This is a genomic window from Pseudomonas mosselii (assembly GCF_019823065.1).
Classification (GTDB): domain Bacteria; phylum Pseudomonadota; class Gammaproteobacteria; order Pseudomonadales; family Pseudomonadaceae; genus Aquipseudomonas; species Aquipseudomonas mosselii.
Map to the genome: position 1 here is coordinate 5,986,825 of NZ_CP081966.1, position 26,985 is coordinate 6,013,809.

Annotated in this window: 20 protein-coding genes; 17 read left to right on the top strand and 3 right to left on the bottom strand. The window is 65.3% G+C overall.

The window, feature by feature from the left end:
- Positions 1-322 precede the first annotated feature (322 nt).
- The 12 genes from tssA (at position 323) to K5H97_RS27910 (ending at position 14,750) form a co-directional block, all read left to right on the top strand.
- Positions 323-1,351, top strand: coding sequence for a type VI secretion system protein TssA (gene tssA / locus K5H97_RS27855; protein ID WP_028689171.1), 1,029 nt, complete (start codon positions 323-325; stop codon positions 1,349-1,351).
- A gap of 73 nt (positions 1,352-1,424) precedes the next feature.
- Positions 1,425-1,940, top strand: a complete 516-nt coding sequence (gene tssB, locus K5H97_RS27860) for a type VI secretion system contractile sheath small subunit (protein WP_023632506.1) — start codon at positions 1,425-1,427, stop codon at positions 1,938-1,940.
- Between the two features lie 11 nt (positions 1,941-1,951).
- Positions 1,952-3,445, top strand: a complete 1,494-nt coding sequence (gene tssC, locus K5H97_RS27865) for a type VI secretion system contractile sheath large subunit (RefSeq protein ID WP_028689172.1) — start codon at positions 1,952-1,954, stop codon at positions 3,443-3,445.
- A gap of 92 nt (positions 3,446-3,537) precedes the next feature.
- Entirely contained in the window at positions 3,538-4,026 is a 489-nt protein-coding gene (locus K5H97_RS27870; protein ID WP_028689173.1) for an Hcp family type VI secretion system effector, read from the top strand.
- A 72-nt stretch (positions 4,027-4,098) separates the two neighbouring features.
- The gene (locus K5H97_RS27875) at positions 4,099-4,533 is read left to right on the top strand and encodes a type VI secretion system amidase effector protein Tae4 (RefSeq protein ID WP_028689174.1); all 435 of its coding nucleotides are present in this window, start codon (positions 4,099-4,101) and stop codon (positions 4,531-4,533) included.
- On the top strand, positions 4,530-4,940 hold the full coding sequence (locus K5H97_RS27880; RefSeq protein WP_028689175.1) for a hypothetical protein: 411 nt from the start codon (positions 4,530-4,532) through the stop codon (positions 4,938-4,940). The genes K5H97_RS27875 and K5H97_RS27880 overlap by 4 nt, the downstream gene beginning before the upstream one ends.
- Positions 4,934-5,449, top strand: a complete 516-nt coding sequence (gene tssE, locus K5H97_RS27885; RefSeq protein ID WP_028689176.1) for a type VI secretion system baseplate subunit TssE — start codon at positions 4,934-4,936, stop codon at positions 5,447-5,449. Before K5H97_RS27880 ends, tssE begins: the two co-directional genes overlap by 7 nt.
- Positions 5,446-7,308: a type VI secretion system baseplate subunit TssF gene (gene tssF, locus K5H97_RS27890; RefSeq protein WP_028689177.1), complete on the top strand. Its 1,863-nt coding sequence runs from the start codon at positions 5,446-5,448 to the stop codon at positions 7,306-7,308. The genes tssE and tssF overlap by 4 nt, the downstream gene beginning before the upstream one ends.
- Complete coding sequence (gene tssG / locus K5H97_RS27895) at positions 7,272-8,321, top strand: type VI secretion system baseplate subunit TssG (RefSeq protein WP_051555627.1); 1,050 nt, start codon at positions 7,272-7,274, stop codon at positions 8,319-8,321. The genes tssF and tssG overlap by 37 nt, the downstream gene beginning before the upstream one ends.
- The gene (gene tssH / locus K5H97_RS27900; protein ID WP_028689179.1) at positions 8,314-10,989 is read left to right on the top strand and encodes a type VI secretion system ATPase TssH; all 2,676 of its coding nucleotides are present in this window, start codon (positions 8,314-8,316) and stop codon (positions 10,987-10,989) included. The genes tssG and tssH overlap by 8 nt, the downstream gene beginning before the upstream one ends.
- Positions 10,990-11,000: 11 nt before the next feature.
- Positions 11,001-12,929 carry a type VI secretion system Vgr family protein gene (locus tag K5H97_RS27905; protein ID WP_028689180.1) on the top strand — a complete coding sequence of 643 codons (1,929 nt, stop codon included), beginning with the start codon at positions 11,001-11,003 and terminating at the stop codon, positions 12,927-12,929.
- A 153-nt stretch (positions 12,930-13,082) separates the two neighbouring features.
- Positions 13,083-14,750 carry an FMN-binding glutamate synthase family protein gene (locus K5H97_RS27910; RefSeq protein ID WP_028689181.1) on the top strand — a complete coding sequence of 556 codons (1,668 nt, stop codon included), beginning with the start codon at positions 13,083-13,085 and terminating at the stop codon, positions 14,748-14,750.
- A gap of 30 nt (positions 14,751-14,780) precedes the next feature.
- On the opposite strand, the gene K5H97_RS27915 is transcribed toward K5H97_RS27910, so the two are convergent.
- Complete coding sequence (locus K5H97_RS27915; protein ID WP_028689182.1) at positions 14,781-16,100, bottom strand: OprD family porin; 1,320 nt, start codon at positions 16,098-16,100, stop codon at positions 14,781-14,783.
- 524 nt (positions 16,101-16,624) lie between these two features.
- Between K5H97_RS27915 and K5H97_RS27920 the strand changes: the two genes are divergently transcribed.
- Complete coding sequence (locus tag K5H97_RS27920; RefSeq protein ID WP_028689183.1) at positions 16,625-18,712, top strand: TonB-dependent receptor; 2,088 nt, start codon at positions 16,625-16,627, stop codon at positions 18,710-18,712.
- 473 nt (positions 18,713-19,185) lie between these two features.
- On the opposite strand, the gene aguA is transcribed toward K5H97_RS27920, so the two are convergent.
- Entirely contained in the window at positions 19,186-20,292 is a 1,107-nt protein-coding gene (gene aguA, locus K5H97_RS27925) for an agmatine deiminase (protein ID WP_028689184.1), read from the bottom strand.
- Positions 20,293-20,534: 242 nt separating this feature from the next.
- A complete protein-coding gene (locus tag K5H97_RS27930; protein WP_028689185.1) occupies positions 20,535-23,435 on the bottom strand; it encodes an aminotransferase in 2,901 nt (966 codons plus the stop codon).
- 167 nt (positions 23,436-23,602) lie between these two features.
- Here K5H97_RS27930 and rfbB point away from each other — a divergent pair, with 167 nt between their 5' ends.
- The 4 genes from rfbB to rfbD are packed head-to-tail and all read left to right on the top strand — an operon-like array spanning position 23,603 to position 26,959.
- Positions 23,603-24,685, top strand: coding sequence for a dTDP-glucose 4,6-dehydratase (gene rfbB / locus K5H97_RS27935; RefSeq protein ID WP_028689186.1), 1,083 nt, complete (start codon positions 23,603-23,605; stop codon positions 24,683-24,685).
- Entirely contained in the window at positions 24,682-25,557 is an 876-nt protein-coding gene (rfbA, locus tag K5H97_RS27940; protein ID WP_028689187.1) for a glucose-1-phosphate thymidylyltransferase RfbA, read from the top strand. Before rfbB ends, rfbA begins: the two co-directional genes overlap by 4 nt.
- Positions 25,554-26,102: a dTDP-4-dehydrorhamnose 3,5-epimerase gene (gene rfbC / locus K5H97_RS27945; protein ID WP_028689188.1), complete on the top strand. Its 549-nt coding sequence runs from the start codon at positions 25,554-25,556 to the stop codon at positions 26,100-26,102. Before rfbA ends, rfbC begins: the two co-directional genes overlap by 4 nt.
- Positions 26,099-26,959: a dTDP-4-dehydrorhamnose reductase gene (rfbD, locus tag K5H97_RS27950; RefSeq protein WP_028689189.1), complete on the top strand. Its 861-nt coding sequence runs from the start codon at positions 26,099-26,101 to the stop codon at positions 26,957-26,959. The genes rfbC and rfbD overlap by 4 nt, the downstream gene beginning before the upstream one ends.
- Positions 26,960-26,985: the final 26 nt, after the last annotated feature.

The window sequence follows — 26,985 nt, forward strand, 5'->3', positions numbered from 1 at the left end:
CTAAACCCTTGTAAATACTGGGCATCACACCGAAATTCGCTTCCCGGAAAGGTCGTATTAAACCCTATCGGCAAGGCACTTTGATGGCACCTGACCAATGGACACGACTACCTGCCAACTGGTTCACACTCACCCTTCGCGGCGCGTAGCTTACCTTGACAGCAATTTGGAAATAAACCATAAATGCGCAACTTAAGAGTGCCAAAGTGATATCACTGTGATATCAACTTCGCATTCTTTGACAAGTTTGTGCGCCACTTCACATTTGCAACTTGTCGCGAACAAAGCCCTCACCAAGGGCCGATATGGAGATCGATTTCTGGTGAACTCACCGCAGCTGCTCGCCGCTGTTTCCGCAGACTTCCCGTGCGGCGACGACCTCGAATACGATGCCGATTTCCTGCAACTGGAACGTGATGCCCAGGGGCGCCCCGAGCGCGTGATGGGCGACGCCGTGCAGCCGGCCGAGCCGCCGCAGTGGCGTGACATCGAACAGGCCTGCACCGGCCTGCTGCAACGCAGCAAGGACCTGCGCATCACCCACTTCCTGGTTCAGGCCAACCTGGCCCTGCACGGCTTGCCGGGCCTGGCCGCGAGTCTTGAACTGATCCGCGACCTGCTGGGCGAATACTGGTTGCACCTGCACCCGCAACTGGATGCCGCCGACGACAACGACCCCACCGTGCGCGTCAACGCCCTGGCCGGCCTCACCTGCGACACCAACATCGCCCTGCTGCGCGACGCCGTGCTTGTGCGTTCGCGCGCCTTCGGCCCGGTCACCCTGCGCGCCGCCCTGCATGCGGCAGGCGTGCAGCACTTCGCCAGTGAGCAGTTGAGCGCCGAGGAACTGGCCGCCGCCCTGCGCGACGCCGACTCCGAGCAGCTTGCGCAATGCCGCCAGGCCCTACAGCTGGCCCGCGAAGCCCTGGACACCATCGAGAGCCGGGTCAACGACCAGGTCGGTTCGGCCAGCGGCGTCGACCTATCCGCCCTGCGCCAGCCGCTGCGTCAGGTGCAGCAGGTGCTGGCCGACTACAGCCCGGAAGGCTCGGCGCCCGTCAGCGCGAGCCTGGACGAAGCGACAGCGCCCGGCGCCCATGACAACCCACAGCCCGTCGCCGCGCCACGCCCCGCAGCACGCCCCGGCGAGGTGAACAGCCGCGACGACGTGCTGCAGAGCCTCGAGCGCCTGCTCCAGTACTACGCCCGCCACGAGCCCTCCAGCCCGCTGCCGGTGCTGCTGCGCCGGGCGAAGAACCTGGTCAATGCCGACTTCGCGACCATCGTCCGCGACCTGATCCCCGATGGCATGTCGCAATTCGAGAACCTGCGTGGTCCGGAACACGACTGACGTCGTTCCGGCCGCCTAAACACCGACGCCCGCAACAAGCAGAGCCGCCGTACCGGCGACCAGGAGGAACAACGTGGCGAAAGACAGCTCCCAGAAATTCATCGCGCGCAACCGTGCGCCGCGGGTACAGATCGAATATGACGTCGAGCTGTACGGCGCCGAGAAGAAGGTCCAGCTGCCCTTCGTCATGGGCGTGCTCTCGGACCTCGCCGGCAAGCCCGCCGAGCCGCTGCCGGCCGTGGCCGACCGCAAGTTCCTGGAGATCGACGTCGACAACTTCGACTCGCGCCTGAAGGCCATGAAGCCCCGCGTGGCGTTCAATGTGCCCAACGAGCTGACCGGTGAAGGCAACCTGAGCCTGGACATCACCTTCGAGAGCATGGACGACTTCAGCCCCGCCGCCGTGGCACGCAAGGTCGATGCCCTGAACCAGCTGCTCGAGGCCCGCACCCAGCTGGCCAACCTGCTGACCTACATGGACGGCAAGACCGGCGCCGAGGACATCATCCTCAAGGCCATCAAGGACCCGGCCCTGCTCCAGGCCCTGGCCAGCGCGCCGAAACCTGCCGACACCGAGCCGAAGGCCTGAGGAGACCGACCATGAACGATCCGTTGCGCGACAGCCAGGCCCCCCAGGCGGCCACCCAGGACCCGAGCGAGTTCGCCAGCCTGCTGCTGCAGGAATTCAAGCCCAAGACCGAGCGGGCCAAGGAAGCCGTCGAGAGCGCCGTGCGCACCCTCGCCGAACAGGCCCTGGCGCAGACCAGCCTGGTGTCCAACGATGCCATCGGTTCGATCGAGCAGATCATCGCCGCCATCGACGCCAAGCTCACCGCCCAGGTCAACCAGATCATCCACCACGATGACTTCCAGAAGCTGGAAAGCGCCTGGCGCGGCTTGCACTATCTGGTCAACAACACCGAGAGCGACGAGCAGCTGAAGATCCGCGTGCTCAACATCTCGAAGAACGACCTGCACAAGACCCTGAAAAAATTCAAGGGCACCGCCTGGGACCAGAGCCCGATCTTCAAGAAGCTCTACGAAGAGGAATACGGCCAGTTCGGTGGCGAACCCTACGGCTGCCTGGTGGGCGACTACTACTTCGACCAGTCGCCACCCGATGTCGAGCTACTGGGCGAGGTATCCAAAGTTTGCGCCTCGATGCACGCGCCATTCATCTCCGCCGCTTCGCCGACGGTGATGGGCATGGGCTCGTGGCAGGAGCTGTCCAACCCGCGCGACCTGACCAAGATCTTCACCACCCCGGAATACGCCGGCTGGCGTTCGCTGCGTGAATCGGAAGACTCGCGCTACATCGGCCTGACCATGCCGCGCTTCCTGGCGCGCCTGCCCTACGGCGCCAAGACCGACCCGGTGGAAGCGTTCGCCTTCGAGGAAGACACCGACGGCGCCGACAGCAGCAAGTACACCTGGGCCAACGCCGCCTATGCCATGGCGGTGAACATCAACCGCTCGTTCAAGTACTACGGCTGGTGCTCGCGCATCCGCGGCGTGGAATCCGGCGGCGAAGTCGAAGGCCTGCCGGCGCACACCTTCCCCACCGACGACGGTGGCGTGGACATGAAGTGCCCGACCGAGATCGCCATCTCCGATCGCCGCGAGGCGGAGCTGGCCAAGAACGGCTTCATGCCGCTGCTGCACAAGAAGAATACCGACTTCGCCGCCTTCATCGGTGCGCAGTCGCTGCAGAAGCCGGCCGAATACGACGACCCGGACGCCACCGCCAACGCCAACCTGGCCGCGCGCCTGCCGTACCTGTTCGCCACCTGCCGCTTCGCCCATTACCTGAAGTGCATCGTTCGCGACAAGATCGGCTCGTTCAAGGAAAAGGACGAGATGCAGCGCTGGCTGCAGGACTGGATCCTCAACTACGTCGACGGCGACCCGGCGCACTCCACCGAGACCACCAAGGCCCAGCACCCGCTGGCGGCCGCCGAAGTGGTGGTCGAGGAAGTCGAAGGCAACCCGGGTTACTACAACTCGCGCTTCTACCTGCGCCCGCACTACCAGCTCGAAGGGCTGACCGTGTCGCTGCGCCTGGTGTCGAAGCTGCCTTCGGCCAAAGGGGCCTGATCATCGCGGGCAAGCCCGCTCCCACAGTGGGAGTGGGCTTGCCCGCGATTAGCCACTACTACCGCTAACCGACGCGAAATCCCGAGGACATCATGGCTGTAGATATTTTCATCAAGATCGGCGACATCAAGGGCGAGTCCCACGACAAGGCCCACAAGGACGAAATCGACGTCCTGAACTGGAGCTGGGGCATGTCCCAGTCCGGCAACATGCACATGGGCAGCGGCGGCGGTTCGGGCAAGGTCAACATCCAGGACCTGTCGATCACCAAGTACATCGACAAGTCCAGCCCCAACCTGATGGCCCACTGCTCCAGCGGCAAGCACATCGACAAGGTCAAGCTGACCGTGCGCAAGGCCGGCGGTGAAAGCCAGGTCGAGTACCTGATCATCAACCTCGAAGAGGTGATCGTCAGCTCGCTGAGCACCGGCGGCTCGGGCAGCGACGACCGCCTGACCGAGAACGTGACCCTGAACTTCGCCAAGGTCACCGTCGACTATCAGCCGCAGAAGGCCGACGGCACCAAGGAAGGCGGCCCGATCAAGTACGGCTGGAACATCCGCTCCAACGTCAAGATCTGACCGACCGCGCCCGTGCCGCCCCAGGCGGCGCGGGGGCTCTTCCCCACGCCTCACCCGCCCACGGTGAACATCATGGCCAAGCCTTCTTTCATCAACTTGTGGAATGCCTATCCGAAGGTGTCCTCGCCCTGCGATGGACCGTGGGACAATCAGTGCGCCATCCGCATGAGCATCGCGCTCAACGGCGAGATGAGCCTCAAGGTCAACAAATCGACTTATACCGAACCCAAGTGCGCCCATGGCCATGCCCGTGGCGCCGAATCCCTGGCCAACTGGCTGGAGCGCCAGCTGGGACGCCCGCAGCGCATCGGCGGCAGCGCCCAGGAGCGCGACAAGCTCAAAGCCAAGACCGGGATCATCTTCTACAAGGACTGCTTCGCCCGCACCGGGCAAAGCCAGGAAAACCGCACGGGCGACCATATCGACCTGTGGAACCGCGGCCTGACCAAGGGCTTCTCCGATCAGAACTACCAGTCGAAACAGGTCTGGTTCTGGGAGCTGACATGAAGCGCGTGGCCCTGGTCGGTGCCTTGCTGCTGGCCCTGAGCGCCTGCGCCGACGCCGAACTGCTGAGCCAGGCGAACCTGGGCGGGCAGACCGTGAAGCTGACCGATAACGCCGGCCAGTGCGTGCTCGATCGCGGCGAACAACGCCTGGCGCTGGACATGCCATGGCCCTGCGGCCTGAGCCCCGACCGCGCCGGCAAGGCCCGGGTCGAGCAGTTCGACGGCGTGCCGATCGTGCTGGTGACCCACGTGCAACCCCACCCGACGCTCAAGGGCGAATGCCTGAAAACCTCGCGCGCCGTGCGCCTGACCCCGGCCGGCCTGGAAGCCTCAACGCCCACGCCGAGCGCGTCCTGCGACACCGGCTTCGAAGACCAGAAAATGTTCACAGGGATGTTCCAGTGGTAGCCGAGATCGCCACCCGCGACCGCCTGCAGCCCTCGCTGCTGGATCGCCTGACCGACGACGAGCCGGGCAACCCGCAGGAAGCCCCCGACAAGCGCGTGCTCAGCCTGCAGCAGCTCAAGGCCTCGGTGCTGCGCGACCTGGCCTGGCTGCTCAACACCACCTCGCTGCTCGACACCGGCGCCACGCTGAATTCCCCGGCAGGCGCCTCGGTGATCAACTACGGCCTGCCGGCCCTGGCCGGCAACAGCGCGTCGAACATCGACCTCAACGCGCTCGAACGTATCATCCACCAGGCCATCGCCACCTACGAGCCGCGCATCCTTGCCCATACCCTGAAGGTGCGCGCCCAGGCCGCCCCCGGCGAGATGAACGCCAACGCCCTGAGCTTCGAAATCGAAGGCGACCTGTGGGCCCAGCCGGCGGCCCTGCCGCTGCTGTTGCAGACCGACGTGGACCTGGAGTCCGGGCACGTGCGCGTGGCCCCCGCCGACCGCCGGAGACGCGCATGAACCCGCGCCTGCTCGAACTGTACAACCAGGAACTGCAGCATATCCGCGAGGGTGCCGCCGAGTTCGCCAAGGAATACCCGAAGATCGCCGGGCGCCTGACGCTGTCCGGGATCGAATGCGCCGACCCCTATGTCGAGCGCCTGCTGGAAGGCTTCGCCTACCTCACCGCGCGGGTGCAGCTCAAGCTCGACGCCGAGTACCCGACCTTCACCCACAACCTGCTGGAAATCGCCTACCCGCATTACCTGGCGCCGACCCCGTCGATGACCGTGGTGCAACTGCAGACCGACCCCGACGAGGGCTCGCTGGCCGCCGGTTTCCAGCTGCCCCGCGACAGCGTGCTGCGCGCCAACCTCGGCCGCAACTCGCAGACGCCGTGCGAATTCCGCAGCACCCAGGACGTCACCCTGTGGCCGCTGCAGGTGGCCCGCGCCGAATACTTCGGCAACCCCGGCGCCGTGCTCGGGCGCCTGGCCGCCAGCGAGCCGAAGGCCCGTGCCGGCCTGCGCCTGACCTTGCGCAGCGGCGCGGAAATCCCGTTCAACAGCCTGCCGCTGACGCACCTGCCGCTGTACCTCAATGGCGCCGATGAAACGCCCTATCGCCTGTACGAGCAACTGCTGGGCAGCGCCTGCGCGGTGTTCGTGCGCCAGCCGGGGGCCGACTGGGTCGAGCGCATCCCGGTCGAGCAGGCCTTGCTGCCGTGCGGCTTCGACGATCGCGAAGCGGCGTTGCCGGTGGTGCCCCAGGCGTTCCAGGGCTATCGCCTGTTGCAGGAATACTTCGCCCTGCCGCAGCGTTTCCTGTTCGTCGATTTCGCCGGGCTGGAGCGCGCGGTCAAACGTTGCGACGGCCAGGAACTGGAGCTGCTGGTCCTGTTCGAGCGCTTCGACCCCACGCTGGAGAGCAGCGTGGGCAGCGCGCAGTTTGTGCCGTTCTGCACCCCGGCGATCAACCTGTTCCCGCGCCGGGTCGACCGCATCCACCTGACCGACCGGGTCCACGAGCACCATGTGATCGCCGACCGCACCCGGCCCACTGATTTCGAGATCCACTCGCTGCAGCAGGTCGCCGGCCACGGCACCGGGCCGGACCAGGCGTTTTTGCCGTTCTACGCCGTGCGCGACCCGTCGCGCTACGGCCGTGACCAGGCCTACTACATCGTCCGTCGCGAGCCTCGGGTGCTGTCCAGCGAGCAGCGACGCAACGGCACGCGCTCCAGCTACATGGGCAGCGAGACCTTCGTCAGCCTGGTCGACGGCCACCAGGCACCGTACCGCCACGACCTGCGCCAGCTGGGCATCAGCGCGCTGTGCAGCAACCGCGACCTGCCGCTGTTCATGAACGTCGGCGACGGCCGCAGCGACTTCAGCCTGGCCGACAGCGCCCCGGTGTCCGCCGTGCGCTGCCTGGCCGGCCCCAGCCGACCGAAGGCCAGCCATGCCCACGACAACCGGGCCTGGCGCCTGATCAGCCAACTGTCGCTGAACTACCTGTCCCTGGCCGAACAGGGCCAAGGCGCCGCCGCCCTGCGCGAACTGCTGCGCCTGTACGGCGACCAGCAGGACAGTGCCCTGCAACTGCAGATCGACGGCCTGCGCGAGGTCAGTTGCAAGCCCTGCACCCGGCGCCTGCCGATGCCCGGGCCGATCGTCTTCGGCCGCGGCCTGGAGATCACCCTGACGTTCGACGAAAACGCCTTCCGCGGCACCGGCGTGTTCCTCCTGGGCGCGGTGTTCGAGCGCTTCCTGACTCGCTACGTGTCGATCAACAGTTTCACCGAAACCGTGCTGCGCACCAGCGAACGTGGCGAGATCATGCGCTGGAACGCCAAGCCCGGGCGCAGGCCGACCCTGTGAGCACGCTACAGGCCATGCAGGCGCAGCCCTGGGAGTACGACTTCTTCCAGGCCTTGCGTCGCCTCGAGGCGGAAAACCCCGAGCTGCCGCGCTTCGGCCATTCGCTGCGCCTGGCCGACGAGCCGGTGCGCCTGGGGCAGCGCCTGGACTGCGGCTTCGCCCCGGCGACGCTGGCCTCGGTCACGGCCAACGACGATCAGCCGGCGCGCCTGGAGCAGTTCTTCTTCGGCCTCGGCGGCCCCAACGGCCCGCTGCCGCTGCACCTGACCGAGTACATGCGCGAACGCCAGCGCAACCACGCCGACCCGACCAGCAAACGCTTCCTCGACATCTTCCACCACCGCTTGCTGAGCCTGTTCTACCGCGCCTGGGCCGAGGCCCGGCCGACCGTCAGCCACGACCGCCCCGGTGACGACTACTGGGCCGCGCGCCTGGCCGCCCTCAGCGGCCGCGGCCAGCCGGAACTGCAAGACCAGGGGCCGCTGGCCGACACCGCCAAGCTGCACTGGTCCGGCCACCTGGCGGCGCAGACCCGCTACCCGGACGGCCTGTGCAGCATCCTGTCGAGCTATTTCGGCGTGCCGGTGCAGCTCGAGGAGTACGTCGGCCAGTGGCTGGAGCTGCCCGAGCGCAGCCAGCTCGGCGTGCGCGCCAACCGCCTGGGCATGGACCTGTGCCTGGGCCGCTACGTCTGGGACCGCCAGCACAAGTTCCGCCTGTGCCTGGGCCCGCTGACCCTCGACCAGTACCACGCGCTGCTCCCCGGTGGGCAGGCGTTCGTCGAGCTGGCGGCCTGGGTCGCCGAGTATCTGGGCCAGGAACTGGACTGGGACCTCAACCTCATCCTCGCGCAGGGCCAGGTGCCCGCGCTGCAACTCAATGCCGGTCAGCGCCTGGGGTTCGACACCTGGCTCGGCCGCCCCTCGCACGATGCACGCGACCTGAAGCTGGCCCGGTACTACGCCGACCAGCCGGTCGCCGCGCCCCTCACAAGGAGTCAGGACCATGGGTGAAATCAGCCGCGCCGCGCTGTTCGGCAAACTCAACAGCGTCGCCTACAAGGCCATCGAGGCCGCCACGGTGTTCTGCAAGCTGCGGGGCAACCCCTATGTCGAGCTGGCGCACTGGCTGCACCAGCTGCTGCAGCTGCAGGACAGCGACCTGCACCGCATCATCCGCCAGTTCAACGTCGAGCCGGCACGCCTGGCCCGCGACCTGACCGATGCCCTGGACCGCCTGCCACGGGGCTCGACCTCGATCACCGACCTGTCCTCCCAGGTGGAAGAGGCCGTCGAGCGCGGCTGGGTCTACGGTAGCCTGATGTTCGGCGAAAGCCAGGTGCGCACCGGCTACCTGCTGGTCGGCATCCTCAAGACCCCGAGCCTGCGCAATGCGCTGCTGGGGCTGTCCAGCGAGTTCGCCAAACTGAAGGTCGAGGCGCTGAGCGAGCGTTTCGACGAGTACGTCGGCGACTCGCCGGAAAACAACCTGGCCGCCAGCGACGGCTTCAGCGCCGCGGCGCCGGGCGAGGCCAGCGGCGCCGTGGCCCCGGCGGCGATGGGCAAGCAGGAAGCGCTCAAGCGCTTCACCGTCGACCTCACCGAGCAGGCCCGCAGCGGCAAGCTCGACCCCATCGTCGGCCGTGACGAGGAGATCCGCCAGTTGGTCGACATCCTCATGCGCCGCCGCCAGAACAACCCGATCCTCACCGGCGAGGCCGGCGTCGGCAAGACCGCCGTGGTCGAAGGCTTCGCCCTGCGCATCGTCGCCGGCGACGTGCCGCCGGCACTGAAGGACGTCGAGCTGCGCAGCCTGGACGTCGGCCTGCTGCAGGCCGGCGCCAGCATGAAGGGCGAGTTCGAACAGCGCCTGCGCCAGGTGATCGAGGACGTGCAGGCCTCGCCCAAGCCGATCATCCTGTTCATCGACGAAGCCCATACCCTGGTCGGTGCCGGCGGCGCGGCCGGCACCGGTGATGCCGCCAATCTGCTCAAGCCGGCCCTGGCCCGTGGCAGCCTGCGCACCGTGGCCGCGACCACCTGGGCCGAATACAAAAAGCATATCGAGAAGGACCCGGCCTTGACCCGGCGTTTCCAGGTGGTCCAGGTGGACGAGCCAAGCGAAGCCAAGGCGCTGCTGATGATGCGCGGCGTGGCCTCGACCATGGAGAAGCACCATCAGGTGCAGATCCTCGACGAAGCGCTGGAAGCCGCCGTGAGGCTGTCGCACCGCTACATTCCGGCACGCCAGCTGCCGGACAAGTCGGTGAGCCTGCTCGACACCGCCTGCGCCCGCGTCGCCATCAGCCTGCACGCGGTGCCGGCCGAGGTGGACGACAGCCGCCGGCGCATCGAGGCGCTGGAGGTGGAACTGCAGATCATTGCCCGCGAAGCCGCCATCGGCGTCAGCACCGAGCAGCGCCAAGCCCAGGCCGACAGCCTGCTGGCCGAGGAGCGCGAGCGCCTGGCCGCCTTGGAAAGCCGCTGGGCGGAGGAGAAAGCCCTGGTTGACGAGCTGCTGGCCACCCGCGCGCAACTACGTGAACAGGTCGGCGTGGTCGATCAGGAAGTGGACGTGCAGGGCAGCCATGAACTGCGCGAAAAACTCGTCGACCTGCAGCAGCGTCTGAGCCAGCTGCAAGGCGAGAGCCCGCTGATCCTGCCGACCGTGGACTACCAGGCGGTGGCCTCGGTGGTCGCCGACTGGACCGGCATCCCGGTGGGCCGCATGGCGCGCAACGAGATCGAGACCGTGCTCAACCTCGACAGCCACCTGGCCAAGCGCATCATCGGCCAGGACCACGCGCTGAAGATGATCGCCAAGCGCATCCAGACCTCCCGCGCCGGCCTCGACAACCCGAACAAGCCCATCGGCGTGTTCATGCTCGCCGGCACCTCCGGGGTGGGCAAGACCGAGACCGCGCTGGCCCTGGCCGAGGCCATGTACGGCGGCGAGCAGAACCTGATCACCATCAACATGAGCGAGTTCCAGGAGGCCCACACCGTCTCCACCCTCAAGGGCGCCCCACCCGGCTATGTCGGCTACGGCGAGGGCGGCGTGCTGACCGAGGCGGTGCGCCGTCGCCCGTACAGCGTGGTGCTGCTGGACGAGGTGGAGAAAGCCCACCCCGACGTGCACGAGATCTTCTTCCAGGTGTTCGACAAGGGCGTGATGGAAGACGGCGAAGGCCGCCAGATCGATTTTCGCAACACCCTGATCCTGCTCACCACCAACGCTGGCACCGAGCTGATCGCCAACATCTGCAAGGACCCACAGGCCCTGCCCGACCCGGAGGCCGTGGCCACCTCGCTGCGCAAGCCGCTGCTGGAGATCTTCCCGCCGGCGCTGCTCGGCCGCCTGGTGACCATCCCCTACTACCCACTCAGCGACGCCATGCTCAAGGCCATCACCCGCCTGCAGCTGGAGCGCATCCGCAAGCGCGTGGAAGGCACCCACAAGGTCGGCTTCGCCTACGACGACGGCGTGGTCGAGCTGATCGTCTCGCGCTGCACCGAGACCGAAAGCGGAGGCCGCATGATCGACGCCATCCTCACCAACGGCCTGCTGCCGGACATGAGCCGCGAGTTCCTGACCCGCCTGCTCGAGGGCAAGCCGCTGGCCAGCGTCAGCATCAGCCGTCGTGACAACGACTTGCACTATGACTTCGGCGCCGCCGACTGACAGGACCGACCATGCTGTTCAAGCAGTTCACGCGCCTGGCGCAGATCAACAGCCCCCTGGGGCCGGACAAGCTGATCCTTGCCGAAATGGGCGGCAGCGAGGAACTCGGCCGCCTGTTCGACTTCGAGCTGCAGCTGACCAGCGACGACCCGGCCATCGACCTCAACCAGCTGCTGGGCAAGCCCATGAGCCTGAGCGTGCAGCAGAGCGTCGGCAGCTCGCGGCATTTCCACGGCATCGTCGCCCGTTGCAGCCAGTCGGTGGACCAGGGCCAGTTCGCCAGCTACCGCGTCACCTTGCGTCCGTGGCTGTGGCTGCTGACACGCACCAGCGACTGCCGGATCTTCCAGCACCTGAGCGCGCCGCAGATCATCAAGCAGGTGTTCCGCGACCTGGGCTTCTCGGATTTCGAGGACCTGCTCAGCCGCAACTACCGCGAGCGCGAGTACTGCGTGCAGTACCGCGAGACCAGCTTCGACTTCGTCAGCCGCCTGATGGAGGAGGAAGGCATCTACTACTTCTTCCGCCACGAGCAGGAACGCCACGTGCTGGTGCTGGCCGACGCCTACGGCGCGCACCAGAAGGCCCCCGGCTACGAGACCGTGCCCTACTACCCGCCGGACGGCCAGCACCGCGAGCGCGACCATATCAACGACTGGCACCTGGCCCAGGAGGTCCAGCCCGGCTCCCTGGAGCTCAACGACTACGACTTCCAGCGCCCCAGCGCGCGCATCGACGTGCGCTCGGCGATGCCGCGCCCGCACCAGGCCGGCGACTACCCGCTGTACGACTACCCCGGCGCCTACGAGCAGACCCAGGACGGCGAGCACTACGCCCGCACCCGCCTGGAGTCGCTGCAGAGCCTGCACGAGCGGGTCGAGCTGCGCGGCAATGCCCGGGGCCTGGGCAGCGGCCATCTGTTCAGCCTGAGCAACTTCAGCCGCCAGGACCAGAACCGCGAGTACCTGATCGTCGCCGCCCGCTACTACGTGCATCAGGAGCGCCTGGAAAGCGGTGGCGGCAGCGGTGCGGCGCAGTTCGAGAGCAACCTCAGCTGCATCGACGCGCAGCAAAGCTACCGCCCGGTGGGCAGCACCCTGCGGCCGATCGTCAAGGGCCCGCAGACGGCCGTGGTGGTCGGCCCTGCCGGCGAGGAGATCTGGACCGACCAGTATGGCCGGGTCAAGGTGCACTTCCACTGGGACCGCCACGATCAGTCCAACGAGAACAGCTCGTGCTGGATCCGCGTGTCGCAAGCCACGGCGGGCAAGAACTGGGGCTCGATCCAGGTGCCGCGGATCGGCCAGGAGGTGATCGTCAGTTTTCTCGAAGGCGACCCCGACCGGCCGATCATCACCGGGCGGGTCTACAACGCCGAGCAGACGGTGCCCTACGACCTGCCCGGCAGCGCCACGCAAAGCGGCATGAAGAGCCGTTCGAGCAAGGGCGGCAGCCCGGCCAACTTCAATGAAATCCGCATGGAGGACAAGAAGGGCGCCGAGCAGTTGTACGTGCATGCCGAACGCAACATGGACACGGTGGTGGAGCAGAACCAGACGTTGTCGGTGGGCATCAGCCGGGTCAAGACCGTGGGCATGATCGAGACCGTGACCATCGGCCAGGACCGCCTGCGCTCGGTGCGCCATCGCGACGTCCTGCTGGTCGGTGGCGACAAGCGCGACAGTGTGCACGGCAACTATGTGATGGATGCCGGCGACCAGATCCGCCTGGTCTGTGGCGACAGCGTGATCGAATTGAAGTCCGACGGCACCATCAATATCAGCTGCGCCAAGTTCAATATCCATGCAACGGCGGACGGGATCATCAATACCGATGGCAAGCTCGACCTGAACCTGGGCGGCGGTCCGCAGGCCAAGGCTTCGGGCCAGGGCGACAAGGGCGAAATCGACGGCCGGGTGAAGCAGGTGTTCAAACAGTAACACCGAGGGCCTCATCGCGGAGTTGCCCCGCGATGGGCCCGAAACCGACAAGCTTTTGGTCCTACCCAGGTAATAGTGTTTTACCAATCGCCCTGGTTTTCCGCTGCTGCGCTTTGCCTATCCTAGGCCGGTCACCCTGTCTGCGATGGCCCCATGAAAGACGCACTCCCCAGCCGCTACGCCTGCCTGACCCTGTGCCTGCTGTTCACCCTCGCCAGCCTACCCTTCCTCGCCCGGCACGACGGGCTCTGGCCCTTCACCGTCATCAGCGCCCTGCTCAGCCTGGTCGGCCTCAACGACCTGCGCCAACGCCACCACGCGGTGCGCCGCAACTATCCGATCCTGGGCAACATCCGCTACCTGATCGAAACCGTCCGCCCGGAGATCCGCCAGTACCTGATCGAAGGCGACGACGACAAGCTGCCGTTCTCCCGCGCCCAGCGTTCGCTGGTCTACGCCCGGGCCAAGAACGAAAGCGCCGAGAAAGCCTTCGGCACCCTCAACGACGCCTATAAACCAGGCTTCGAGTTCATCAGCCATTCGATGCTGCCAGTGCCGATGCCCGACCCGGCCTCGTTCCGCATCCGCATCGGCGGCCCGCAGTGCCGTCAGCCGTACTCGGCGTCGATCTTCAATATCTCGGCCATGAGCTTCGGCGCCCTCAGCGCCAACGCCATCGCCGCGCTGAACAAGGGCGCGCGCCTGGGCCGCTTCGCCCATGACACCGGTGAGGGCAGCATCAGCCCCTACCACCGCGAACACGGCGGCGACCTGATCTGGGAAATCGGCAGCGGTTATTTCGGCTGCCGTACCGAAGACGGCCACTTCGACCCTGATCGCTTCGCCGAACAGGCACGCTCGCCTCAGGTGAAGATGATCGAGATCAAGCTCAGCCAGGGCGCAAAGCCGGGCCATGGCGGGATCCTGCCGGGGCACAAGGTCAGCGCCGAGATCGCCAACACCCGGGGCGTGCGCGAAGGCGAGGACTGCATCTCGCCGGCCGCCCACAGTGCCTTCAGCACGCCACGGGAGTTGCTGCAGTTCGTCGCCCGGCTGCGCGAGCTGTCTGGCGGCAAGCCGGTGGGTTTCAAGTTCTGCCTGGGCCACCCGTGGGAGTTCATGGGCATCGCCAAGGCCATGCTGGCCTCCGGCATCACCCCGGACTTCATCGTCGTCGACGGCAAGGAAGGCGGCACCGGCGCGGCGCCCCGGGAGTTCTCCGACAACATGGGCGTGCCCCTGCGCGAGGGCCTGATGTTCGTGCACAACACCCTGGTGGGGCTGAACCTGCGCGAGCGCATCCGCATCGGTGCGGCGGGCAAACTGGTTAGCGCCTTCGACATCGCCAGCGTGCTAGCCATCGGCGCGGACTGGGTGAACTCGGCGCGGGGCTTCATGTTCGCCATCGGCTGCATCCAGTCGCAGAGCTGCCACACCAACAAGTGCCCGACCGGGGTGGCGACCCAGGACCCGCTGCGCCAGCGCGCGCTAGTGGTGCCGGAGAAAGCCGAGCGGGTCGCCAGCTTCCACCGCAATACCTTGCATGCCCTGGCCGAGATGCTTGCCGCCGCCGGCCTGGACCACCCCTCTGAACTCAAGCCCAAGCACCTGGCGCGGCGTATCAGCGCCAGCGAGATCAGCCTGTTTTCGCAGTTGCACACTTTCCTCAAGCCGGGCGAACTGCTCAGCGGCGCGATCGACAGCGAGTTCTATGCACGGATGTGGCGGATGGCGCGCAGCGACAGCTTCGCGCCGCAGACGGGTGAAATCGAGGTGGCGGCGGCGGTCAACGTGCGCCGGAAAGAAACAGCCCCGGCATAGGCCGGGGCTGCGGGTGACGCGGGATCAGGATCAGAAGATGCTGATCGGGTACTCGACGAATACGCGGACTTCGTTGCCGTCGTCGTTGTAGCCATTCTGGCGCACTGCGGTGTTGGTACGCAGGAACGAGCTACGCAGTTTGACGGACAGGTCCTTGGCCGGGCCTTCCTGAACCACGTAACGGATCTGGTTGAAGATCTCGCGCTCTTTACCTTCACCGAAACCTTCAGGTGCACCGACCTTGCGGGTGTTGATGTTGTCACCCACCACATAGGCAAACTTGTAGGTCAGGCCCGGCACGCCGAAGGCGCCGAAGTCCAGGCCGTAGCCCAGCTGCCAGGAACGCTCGTCCTCGGCGTTGAAGTCGGACCAGTAGGAGTTGGCCAGGTAGATGGTCGAACCACCGTCACCCACGCCACCGTCGTTCTGGTACCAGCCGTAGTTGTAGCCGGTGCTGCCGGTGCTGCGCTGATGCGCCAGGGTGAACGAGTGCGGGCCGTAGGCGTAGGTAGCGGCCAGGCTCCAGATGGTGTTGGAGTCGCCGTTGAGCTTGGCGGCACGCACGTACTTGTTGTCGATATCGGACTTGTAGCCGTTGAAGTCCAGGGTCAGGGACTGGTCGCTGGCGATCGGGAAGACGTAGTTCAGGCCCAGGTAGTGCTTCTTCATCACATCTTCGTTGTCGGCGGTGTACAGCGACGCGGTGAAGTTGTCGGTGAACTTGTAGCTGCCGCCGAGCACGTTGATCGACTTCAGGCCACCGCCATCACGACGCTCGGCGCTCTTGCGGGCTTCCTGGGTGAAGCGGCCGGCGTTGATTTCCAGGCCCTTGATCTCCTTGGAGGTGATCATGGTGCCGGTGAAGCTTTCCGGCAGCAGGCGGCCGTCATCGTACTGCAGCACCGGCAGGGCCGGCATCTGGTCACCGTACTTGAGCACGGTGTTGGAGACACGGAACTTCACCGCAGCGCCACCACGGGCCAGGTTGTGCGAAGCGTTGGTCTTTTCACCATCAAAAGTGGGATCGGAGCGCTTGAAGAAGTCGACACCGCCACCCTGGTTGCGGCCTTTGCCGCCATCCAGGCGCAGGGCGTACAGACCGAACGCGTCGACACCGACACCGACGGTGCCCTGGGTGAAGCCGGAGGAGAAGTTGGCAATGACGCCCTGGCCCCACTGGGACTGGTCGTTGGTGCCGTGCTTTTTGTCACGGTTGATGAAGGCGTTGCGCAGCAGGACGTTGGCGTGGCTGTCCTCAATGAAGCCCTTGCTTTCGGCCTGCTCATTGGCCTGTGCCTGGGTCGCGGCGATCATCGCCAGGGCGACCAGGCTGATCCTGGTTTTCAACATGTTGTTTTCCTTATTTCGTATTCAAAAACGCTCTGCATTAGAACGCCAGGAACCAACGCCCCTTCGTAGGTTCGACGCTATGCGGATCCAAGCCGAAAGGCCCGCCAATGCTCTGCAACGGGCCTTGCAGCCGCATGGCCAGATCATGGCCAGCAGGCGTAGAGCCCGAATCCTAGCCCTGCCTGCTTAGACATGTCAAAAAAACGTGAAATACAGGTTGATATAACCAAAAACAAGGTCGGCGCTGGTGCATTTCCATGCATATATGCCGTAGGTCAGCGCAAATTTGTCTCTTTTGTGGAAAGCGGGCGAAATCAATAAAAATGGCATACGCCCATGCCCCTTCCCGCTTCCCGTCACCTGACGCATCCGTACGACAGCCAACCAAGGCTTAACACATTCAAATGGATAGCAACATTTTGAAACATATGTAAAGACAACCCTTTACAAATATCGATGCAACAGCAAATAGCAAGCATTACCATTCGCGCCAAATTTCTCACTCCCTCCCTTGGACGCCTTCGATGCCTGCCCCCTGCCGCCTTTCCCCCCTGACCCTGGGCCTGTCGCTGCTGTTCAGTGTCGGCCTGGCCAGTGCCGCCACCACGACCCTGCCGGAAACCTCGGTGACCGCCGACAGCACCCGCGAAGAGGACAACCGGGTCAAGGACGTGACCACCGCGACCCGTACCTCGACCCCGGCGCGCTATGTGCCGCAGGCCATCGATTCGGTGAAGACCCGCAACGTGCTGGACTATGGCAGCAGCAACCTGGGCAAGGCGCTGGAAGGTATCCCCAACGTCAGCAGCGGCGCCGACACCCGCTTCGACAGCCTGCGCATCCGCGGCTTCGACGCCAGCAACGACTTCTACCTGGACGGCATCCGCGACGACAGCCAGTACACCCGCGACCTGCACAACATCGAGCGGGTCGAGGTGCTCAAGGGCCCGGCGGCGGTGCTCTATGGCCGTGGCAGCCAGGGCGGCATCGTCAATCGGGTGAGCAAGGCGCCGGAGCACGGACGCCGCTCGAGCATCGAGGCACAAGGCGGCAGCCAGGACCTGCGCAGCCTGTACGCCGACCTCAGCGCCGACCCCAGCGATACCCTCAGTCTGCGCCTGAACCTGGGCAACGAGGACAAGAACAGCTTCCGCGACGGCATCGACGGCAACCACCGCCAACTGTTCGCACCGTCCATGAGCTGGCAGATCACCCCCGAGCTGAACTGGCTGGTGCAGTACGAATACAGCCGCTATGACCGCACCCCCGATCGCGGCATCCCCGGCAACCCGCTCACCGGACGCCCGACCGACGTCAGCCGCAAGACCACTTATGGCGACACCCAGCGCGACTACATCAACGACCGCGCCGAATCGCTGCGCTCGCGCCTGAACTACGAGCTGAACGACCAGTGGCAACTGCGCCACACCTTCAGTCTGTTCACCCTGGAAAGCGACTTCGACAACACCTACCTGACCGCCTACCGCCCCGCCACGGGGTTGGTGGACCGCCAGCGCTGGCAACAGGACCTGAGCACCCGCAACCTGTACAACACCGTCGAACTGGAAGGCCATGTAGAGACCTTCGGCCTTGAGCACACCCTGCTGGTTGGCCTGGAAATGGGCGAACAGCGCCGCAACTCGCTGCTGCACCAGGGCGTTGGTGTGCCTTCGGTGCCCCTGCAGGGCGCAACGGCCCGCCAGCAGCACAATGGCACCATGCGGGTGTCCAGCAACAACCACACCGATGTCGAGAGCACCGGGATCTACCTGCAGGACCAGATCCGCCTCAACGACCAGTGGCAACTGCTGGCAGGCGTACGCTTCGACCAGTTCGAGGTGGATACCACCAACAAGCTGCGCAACCTCTCGGAAAAACAGAAGGACAACAGCTTCAGTCCACGCATCGGCGTGGTGTACACGCCCTGGCAAGATCACTCCTTCTATGCCTCCTGGAGCAAGACGTACTCCCCTGTCGGTGGTGGCCTGATCGGCATCACCCCAGGCGCTGCCGGCAACACCAACCAGACCGACCCGGAGCAGACCCGGCAGAAGGAGATCGGGGTCAAGAGCGAGTGGTTCGACGAACGCCTGAGCACCACCCTGGCGATCTACGAACTGGAACTTTACAACCGCCGTACCCGCGACCCGATCATCCCGGACCTGATCCAGCTCAGCGGCCTGCAACGCTCGCGCGGCATCGAGCTGACCGCCACCGGCAACGTCGTGGGCAACTGGTATGTGCGCGGCGGCATCGGCCTGCAGGACGCGACCATCGTCAAGGACAACAACGGCCAGCAAGGCAACCGCATCAACGATGTGGCCAAGCGCAACGCCAGCCTGTTCGTCACCTGGAAGCCGGAGCTTGGCTGGTACGCCGAAACCGGCCTGACCCTGGTCGGCGACCGCTACGCCGACAACCAGAACACCGTGATCCTGCCGGGCTACGGCCGTTGGGACGCGCTGGCGGGCTATCGCACCCACGACTGGGACGTGCGTGCGGCGCTGAGCAACATCACCGACAAGACCTACTACAGCTCGGCCACGAGCGCGGCGCAGATCCAGGTGGGCGATCCGCGCAGCCTGGTGGTGACCGGGACCTACAGTTTCTGATCGTCAGCGCCCATCAGGCCATTCGGGCCCCAAAACGAAAACGCCACCGCAAAAGCGGTGGCGTTTTTTTCTGCGGCGGGTTCCTTCCCGATCAATGCCAGACAGCCAGCAGAGCTTCGAGCTCTTCCTCGCTGATCAGACCTTGAGGGTATCGCCCATCCAGCAGGCGTCGTGGGTCGGTCGTCCTGACCCGATTGTCTCCATGACGTTTCAACCACTGAGCCAGGATTCTGAGCGATTGGTGACAGGCTGCCGTTGCGGGCAAAGCCGACTCACTTGCTGCGTTCATTTCCTCACGTACTCCCCGGGCCTAGTGAGCGGCTAAGTTACTTCAGACGCGTTACAGATTGGCGTAGGCCCATTCGTCTGAAGCACGAGGAAAAATCAATACAATTGCTGTGCCATGCCGCACGACCGACTATCGCGAGCATAAAAAAACCCGTCGCTCGACGGGTTTTTCATTCATTGGCCGGTCAACGTTTTACCGGCGCCGGCTGCTGCTGGGTCAGGCAGTGGATATTGCCACCGCCAAGCAGCAGCTCACGCCCCGGGATCATCACCACTTCGTGATCCGGGAAGACCTTGGCCAGGATCGCTCTGGCCTGCGCATCGGCCGGGTCGTCGAAGCTCGGGGCGATGATGCCGCCGTTGACGATCAGGAAGTTCACATAGGAACCGGCCAGGCGTACCGAAGGATCGCGCTCCTGGCTGCCCACCACGTGATCGACGCCGTCGCATTCTGCCTGGGTGGCATACAGCGGGCCCGGGATCGGCATCTTGTGCACCACGAACTCGCGCCCCTTGGCGTCACGGGTGTTTTTCAGCACCTCGTAGGCGGCGTGGCAACGCGCGTAGTTGGGGTCATTGGAATCATCGGTCCAGGCCAGTAACACTTCGCCGGGGCTGACGTAACAGCAGAAGTTGTCGACGTGGCCATCGGTTTCGTCGTTGTACAGGCCATCCGGCAGCCAGACGATGGTCTCCACCGCCAGGTGCTCGCGCAGGATCTCCTCGATCTGCTCGCGGTTCAGGTGCGGGTTGCGGTTGCGGTTGAGCAGGCATTCCTCGGTGGTGATCAGGGTGCCTTCGCCGTCGACATGGATCGAACCGCCCTCGAGCACGAAGCCCTCGGTGTGGTAGCGCTGCACACGCTCCATTTCCATGACCTTGGCAGCCAACTCCTCGTCGCGGTTCCAGGGGGCGTACAGGCCACCGTCGAAGCCGCCCCAGGCGTTGAAGCCCCAGTCCACGCCACGCACTTCGCCGTGGTCGTTGATGACGAAGGTCGGACCGGTGTCACGCACCCAAGCATCGTCGTTGCTGATCTCGACCACACGGATGTTCGGCAGGTCGAGCTGGCGACGGGCGTTCGCGTACTGGCCGGCGGACACCGCCACGGTAACCGGCTCGAAACGGGCGATAGCCTTGGCCAGGGTCACGTGCGCGGCCTGCGCCGGCTTGCCACCCAGGCGCCAGTTGTCCGGGCGCTCCGGCCAGACCATCCACACCTGGGTTTGCGGGGCCCACTCGGCGGGCATGTGGAAACCGTCGGCGCGGGGGGTCGAGTTGAGCGTTTTCATCGATGACCTCTAATGGCAACTGTCGGTGGTCCGGGGCCCGCTACGCGCGCCTTTCGCGACGCAAGGCCGCTCCCACAGGTCGAACGCTATCCCTGTAGAAGCGGCCTTGCGTCGCGAAAGGACCGCAAAGCGGTCCCGGCTGTTCAATGGCGAACACTTATATCCGATAAATATCGACTTTTAAAGCAAGTCACGAGACCGTTTTCGCATAAGGCGCCATTGAAAATCGATAAGAATCGATTTTATAAGCCCTCACCTAGAATCCGCTCCACGCAGTCGACAAAGTAGTCCACGCTCGCCCGCGTGGTGCACATCGGCGGCTTGATCTTGAGGATGTTCAGGTAGTCGCCGGTCGGCTGCATGAAGATCCCCAGCTCGCGCAGGCGATCGCACAGGATCATGGTCTCCTCGGTCGCCGGCTCCAGGGTCTGGCGATCGCGCACCAGTTCCAGCCCCAGGTAGAACCCGGAACCGTGGGCGGCGCCAGCTAGCGGATATTTATCGACCAACGCCTGCAGGCGTGCCTTGAAGTGGCGGCCGACGTCACGGGCGTTGTCCCACAGTCCTTCGTCGCGCATCACATCCAGCACCGCCATGCCGATGCGGCAACTGACCGGGCTGCCCCCGGCCGAGGAGAAGAAGTAGCCCTCGGCCTCCAACGCCTCGGCGATCTCGCGCCGGGTGATCACCGCGCCCAGCGGCTGGCCGTTGCCCATGCCCTTGGCCATGGTGATGATATCCGGTACCACGCCCTGCTCCTCGAAACCCCAGAAGTACTCACCCAGGCGCCCATAGCCGACCTGCACCTCGTCGGCGATGCACACCCCGCCGCGCTGTCGCACTTTGGCATAGGCCTCGCGCAAGTAGCCCGGCGGCAACGAGATGCCCCCGGCGTTACCGTACACCGGCTCGCAGATCATCCCGGCCAGCTGGCGGCCACGGGTGTCGAGGTCGGCCAGCTTGGCATCGACATCGCGCAAGTAGTCGGCGGCACTGTCAGCGCCCCGGTAACGCCCGCGGAAGGTGTTCGGCGCCTCCACCGGGTGCACCCAGTCCGGGCGGGTCTCCAGGGCCTGGGGGTTGTCGGCGATGGAGGTGGAGATCGCGTCGGTGGCCACCGACCAGCCGTGGTAGGCCTCCAGCACGCTGAGCAGGTCGCGCCCGCCGCTGTAGGCCCAGGCCAGGCGGATCGCCAAGTCGTTGGCTTCGGTGCCGCTGTTGACCAGGAATACCCGGTCGAAGCCTTCCGGAGCCACTTCCAGCAGACGCTCGGAGAACTCGGCAATGGCCGCGTAGTGGAAGCGCGAGTTGGTGTTGACCAGCGACCACTGGCGCGCCGACTCGGCGACCATGCGCGGATGGCCATGGCCGAGCACCGCGACGTTGTTGAGCATGTCCAGGTACGAACGGCCCTGCATGTCGATCAGGTAGTTGCGCCAGCCGCGCTCGATGTGCGGCGGCTGGGCGTAGTAATGCTTCTGCGAGCGGGCGAAACTGGCATCGCGTCGGGCCAGCAGGGCCTGTGGGTCGGCCAGTGGTTCGGCATCGCAGTCAAAGCCCAGCAGGGAGCGCGGTGACGGGCACAAGGCCAGCCAGGCTGCGGCGTGGGACGGCGTGGCAAAGAACGGTGGGCGGGTATCGGCATCCAGGCACAGCTGCACACTGAGGAAGCCGCAGGTCGCACCCAGCGCCTGCCCCTTGAGCAGCGCCTGGCCATCGGCCGGCGCCTCTTCCAGGCCGGCGAGCCACAGGCTCCAGTGCGCGGTCCGCAGGCAACCGCGGCCATCTCCGATGCGTTGCCAGACACCGGCCTCGGGAGCTTGCAGCGGGCTGCCGGGCAACAGGTTCAGCTCCACGCCCAGGGCACAGGTGGCCGGCTCTTCAGGCTGATCGATATGGGTTTGAGACAGGCGGTACTGTCCATGGAGGCTGCACGCAGGGCCCGGCTGGGCGGCGAGCATACGCTGGTCGAAGCCCGGTTGCTCCCAGTTGCCCGCTTCGCAGAGGGGGCTGAGCACGCCCAGGTCGACCCGGGCGACCGGCTGCCCGGCAAGGCTCGGCAGCAACGCGACGCAACCGCTCATGTCCGGCATCACGGGCACCTGGCCCGCCGCGTTCAGGATCGCCGCCTCCATCAACGCGGCGGGTACGGAGCAGGCGGTATCGAAGATCTCCCATTCATGGGCGATGTTGTCGCGGGTGTACTGGTTGTCCGGATCGACCGCCAGCTGCTGTTCGCTGCTGAGCACCAGCACCGCGGCGCGGTTCAGCACCAGCGGCCACAAGGCACGCAGCTCCGCCTCCTGCAGCGGATTCGCCGCGTGGTAGGCGCTGATCGCCGGCAGGATGCGCAACGGGTCGCCCTCGGCGTGGTGCAGCAGGGCCGCGCAGGTCACCGACAGATCGGCGATACGCCAGGTCCGCAGCAGGTCGCCGAAGTCGATGACACCCTGCACCTGCCATTGGCGCTGGTCGTCGCGGGCCCAGACCACGTTGTCGTCGGTGATGTCCAAGTGCACGGCCTGGACCGGCAATTGCCCGACCAGCGGTTGCAGGCGAGCGGCCGCCAACCGTGCGACCTGTACCACCTGCTCGCGACGCTGGATATCCTGCAACACCGGCAACAGGTGCTCGATCAGCACCGAGGCGTGCCGTGGATCCCACTGCAGGGTACGCTCAAGGCCCGGGTGGTCGAAGCCGGCCAGCGCCTTGTCGACCTCGGCGCAGAGCGTGCCGAGCTCGGCCATCACCCGCGCCGGCAGGTGTCCCAGGCGGGTCAGAGGCTGACCATCGATATAATCGAGCAGACGGGCGCGCAATGGTTGGCCATCGATCTCGAGTTCCAGCAGCGGCTCACCCGTGTTCGCCGGGCGCACCACCGGCACCGGCACGCCTTGCCCACGCAGAAACGCCAGGGCCGCATGCTGCGCCTGCAGTTCGATCGCCGCATAGCTGCCATGACAGACCTTGAGCACGAACCGCCCCTGAACGCTGTCCACGCGAAAATTGAGGTCCTGCTGGCTGCCTAGCGCCTGCAGGCTGCCTTGCAGATCGTAATGCGAGCGCAACAAGGCATGAGCATGGGCCTCGCCGAGGGAGGGGCCGGGCTGGCTGGAACGCTGGATCAGGGTACTCAGGGGCATGGACGGGAACCTCGTTTTTTGTCGCCTATATCGCCATCGCGGCTGCCGATAAGCAAGTGGCATCCCTGCACAGACGACAGGCCGTCCTGCATTCACGACTTGCCACAAGCGATGCCAGCCAACAAGCTACGCTCCTGGCAATACGCTTTCCAAACAGGCACCCGTACATGCGCATTCTCGTCACCGGCGGCGCCGGTTTCATCGGCTCGGCCCTGGTTCGTCACCTGATCGATCACACCGATCATGAGGTGCTCAACCTCGACAAGTTGACCTACGCGGGCAACTTGCAATCGCTGCTGCGAGTCGCCGGCAACAGCCGCTATGAATTCGTCCAGGCCGATATCGCCGACCAGGCGAGTGTCAGCGCCGTGCTTGCCAGGTTCCAGCCAGACGCAATCATGCACCTGGCCGCGGAGTCGCATGTCGACCGCTCCATCGACGACTCTGCGGACTTCATCCAGACCAACATCGTCGGCACCTACAGCCTGCTGGAGGCCACCCGCGTCTACTGGAGCACACTGAACGAACAGGCCCGCGGAGCGTTCCGCTTCCATCATGTCTCCACCGACGAGGTCTTCGGCGACCTGCAAGGCACCCACGACCTGTTCGATGAAAACACCCCGTACGCGCCCAGCTCCCCCTACTCAGCGAGCAAGGCGGCAGCCGATCATCTGGTGCGCGCCTGGCACCGCACCTATGGCCTGCCGACAGTGATCAGCAACTGTTCCAACAACTACGGCCCGTATCACTTCCCCGAAAAGCTGATCCCGTTGACCATCCTCAATGCCCTGGCCGGAAAACCGCTTGCGGTGTACGGCGATGGCCGGCAGGTCCGCGACTGGCTGTATGTCGAGGATCACGTGCGCGCCCTGCTTCAGGTCGTGACCCTGGGTGAAGTCGGCCAGACCTACACCGTCGGCGGCCACAACGAGCAGCGCAACATCGACGTGGTGCATGCCCTGTGCACCCTCCTGGAAGAGTTGGCGCCCGACCATCCGGCCGGCGTGACCCGCTACGCCGACCTGATCACCCACGTCCGCGATCGCCCGGGCCATGACCTGCGGTACGCCATCGATGCCGGCAGGATCGAGCGCGATCTCGGCTGGATGCCCCAAGAGACTTTCGCTTCGGGTCTGCGCAAGACCGTGCAGTGGTACCTGGCCAACCTCGAGTGGTGCCGCCAGGTCCAGGACGGCAGCTATCGGGGCCAGCGCCTGGGCAACGCCGACTTCAAGGGCCTGATCGCATGACCAAGGGTATCGTCCTGGCCGGCGGCACCGGCACCCGCCTGCACCCCATCACCCTCGGCGTCTCCAAGCAGCTGCTGCCAATCTACGACAAGCCGATGATCTACTACCCGATCTCTGTGCTGATGCTCGCCGGCATCCGCGACATCCTGCTGATCTCCACGCCTCAGGACCTGCCGCAGTACCGCCAGTTGTTCGGCGACGGCAACCCGTTCGGGATCCGCATCAGCTATGCCGAACAACCCTCACCCGACGGGCTGGCACAGGCGTTCCTGATCGGTGAATCGTTCATCGGCGACGATGCCGTGTGCCTGATCCTCGGTGACAACATCTTCCACGGCCAGGGCTTCAGCGAACAATTGCAGCGCGCGGTGCAACAGCCCTCGGGCGCCACGGTGTTCGGCTATTGGGTCAAGGACCCGGAGCGCTTCGGCGTGATTGAGTTCGACGCCGATGGCCGAGCGCTGTCGATCGAGGAGAAACCCCTACACCCCAAGTCCAGCTACGTCGTGACCGGCCTGTACTTCTATGACAACGACGTGGTGAACATCGCCAAGGGCATTCGTCCATCAGCCCGCGGCGAACTGGAGATCACCGACATCAACAATGCCTACCTGGCACGCGGCGACCTGCGCGTCGAACGCTTTGGTCGTGGCTTCGCCTGGCTCGACACCGGCACCCACGACAGCCTGCTTGAGGCCTCGCAGTATGTGCAGACCCTCGAACATCGCCAAGGGCTGAAGGTGGCCTGCCTAGAAGAAATCGCTTTCCAGAAGGGCTGGATCAGCCGCGAGCAGGTGCTGGCCAAGGCCTGCGAACTACAAAAAACCGGCTACGGCCAATACCTGAGCCAGCTGGCCGAAGAGTACCCATGAACATCATTGCCACCGCGCTCCCGGAGGTCCTGATCATCGAACCCAAGGTGTTCGGTGACAGCCGAGGGTTCTTCTACGAAAGCTACAACGCCCGCGACTTCGCCCTGCAAACCGGCATCGACACGCCGTTCGTCCAGGACAACCACTCCCGCTCAGGTCAAGGTGTGCTGCGCGGCCTGCACTACCAGTTGCAAAATGCCCAGGGCAAGCTGGTCCGCGTGCTGCAGGGCGAGATCCTGGACGTTGCGGTGGACATCCGCGGCCGCTCGCCGACCCTAGGGCAGTGGGTAGCGGTGAGGCTGTCCGCCGACAACCACCGCCAGCTGTGGCTGCCACCCGGTTTCGCCCATGGCTTCCGGGTTCTGGGCGTGTCGGCCGAGGTGCTCTACAAGACCACCGACTACTACAACCCCGACGCCGAGCAGAGCATTCGCTGGGACGACCCTCAACTGGCCATCGACTGGCAGCTGGACGGCCTGCAACCATTGCTGTCGGCCAAGGACCAGGCCGCCACATCATTTGCCGATGCGCAGCTGTTCCCATGAGGATCCTCGTCTGTGGCCGCCATGGCCAGGTCGCGCTGGCACTCCAGGACGCCCTGAGCGGCCTGGGTGATGTGCAGCGGGTCGGTCGCGACGGGCTCGACCTGGCTCACCCGGAACAACTGCGCGCCACGCTGCGCCAGATTGCCCCGGCGCTGATCATCAACGCCGCCGCCTACACCGCGGTCGACCAGGCTGAAAGCGAGACGCGGCAAGCCTACACCATCAACGCCGAAGCACCCCGGGTGCTGGCCGAAGAAGCCGCACGGCTCGGCGCACCGCTAATCCACTACTCCACCGACTATGTCTTCGACGGCAGCAAGTCAGCCCCCTACGACGAAGACGACACCCCCAGCCCGCTGAGTGTCTATGGCCGCAGCAAGCTGGCAGGTGAACTGGCCATCACCGCTGTCGCCGGGGAGCACCTGATCCTGCGCACCAGCTGGATCTATTCGCTGCATGGGCGTAATTTCCTGCTGACCATGCAGCGCCTGCTTCAGCAACGCGCTCAACTGAAAGTGGTGGACGACCAGGTCGGCGCACCGACCTGGGCAGCCACCATTGCCGCCAGTACGCGTGCATTGATCGAGCGCTGGCAGAGCGGCCAGGCCGGCGCCTGGGGCACTTACCACCTGACCGCCCAGGGTGAAACCTCCTGGTTCGGCTTCGCCCAGGCCATCGGCGAACAGCTCAAGGCCCGCGGCCTGCCCTGCGCCGAACTGCTGCCGATCCCTTCCCGCGACTACCCTACACCGGCAAAGCGACCGCTCAACTCACGCCTGGACTGTTCGCGTCTGGCCCGCGAATGGCAGGTCAGCCAACCGCACTGGCACGATGCACTCATCGACTGCCTCAAGTAGCGCATAATTGCGCCAGACCCTACTGG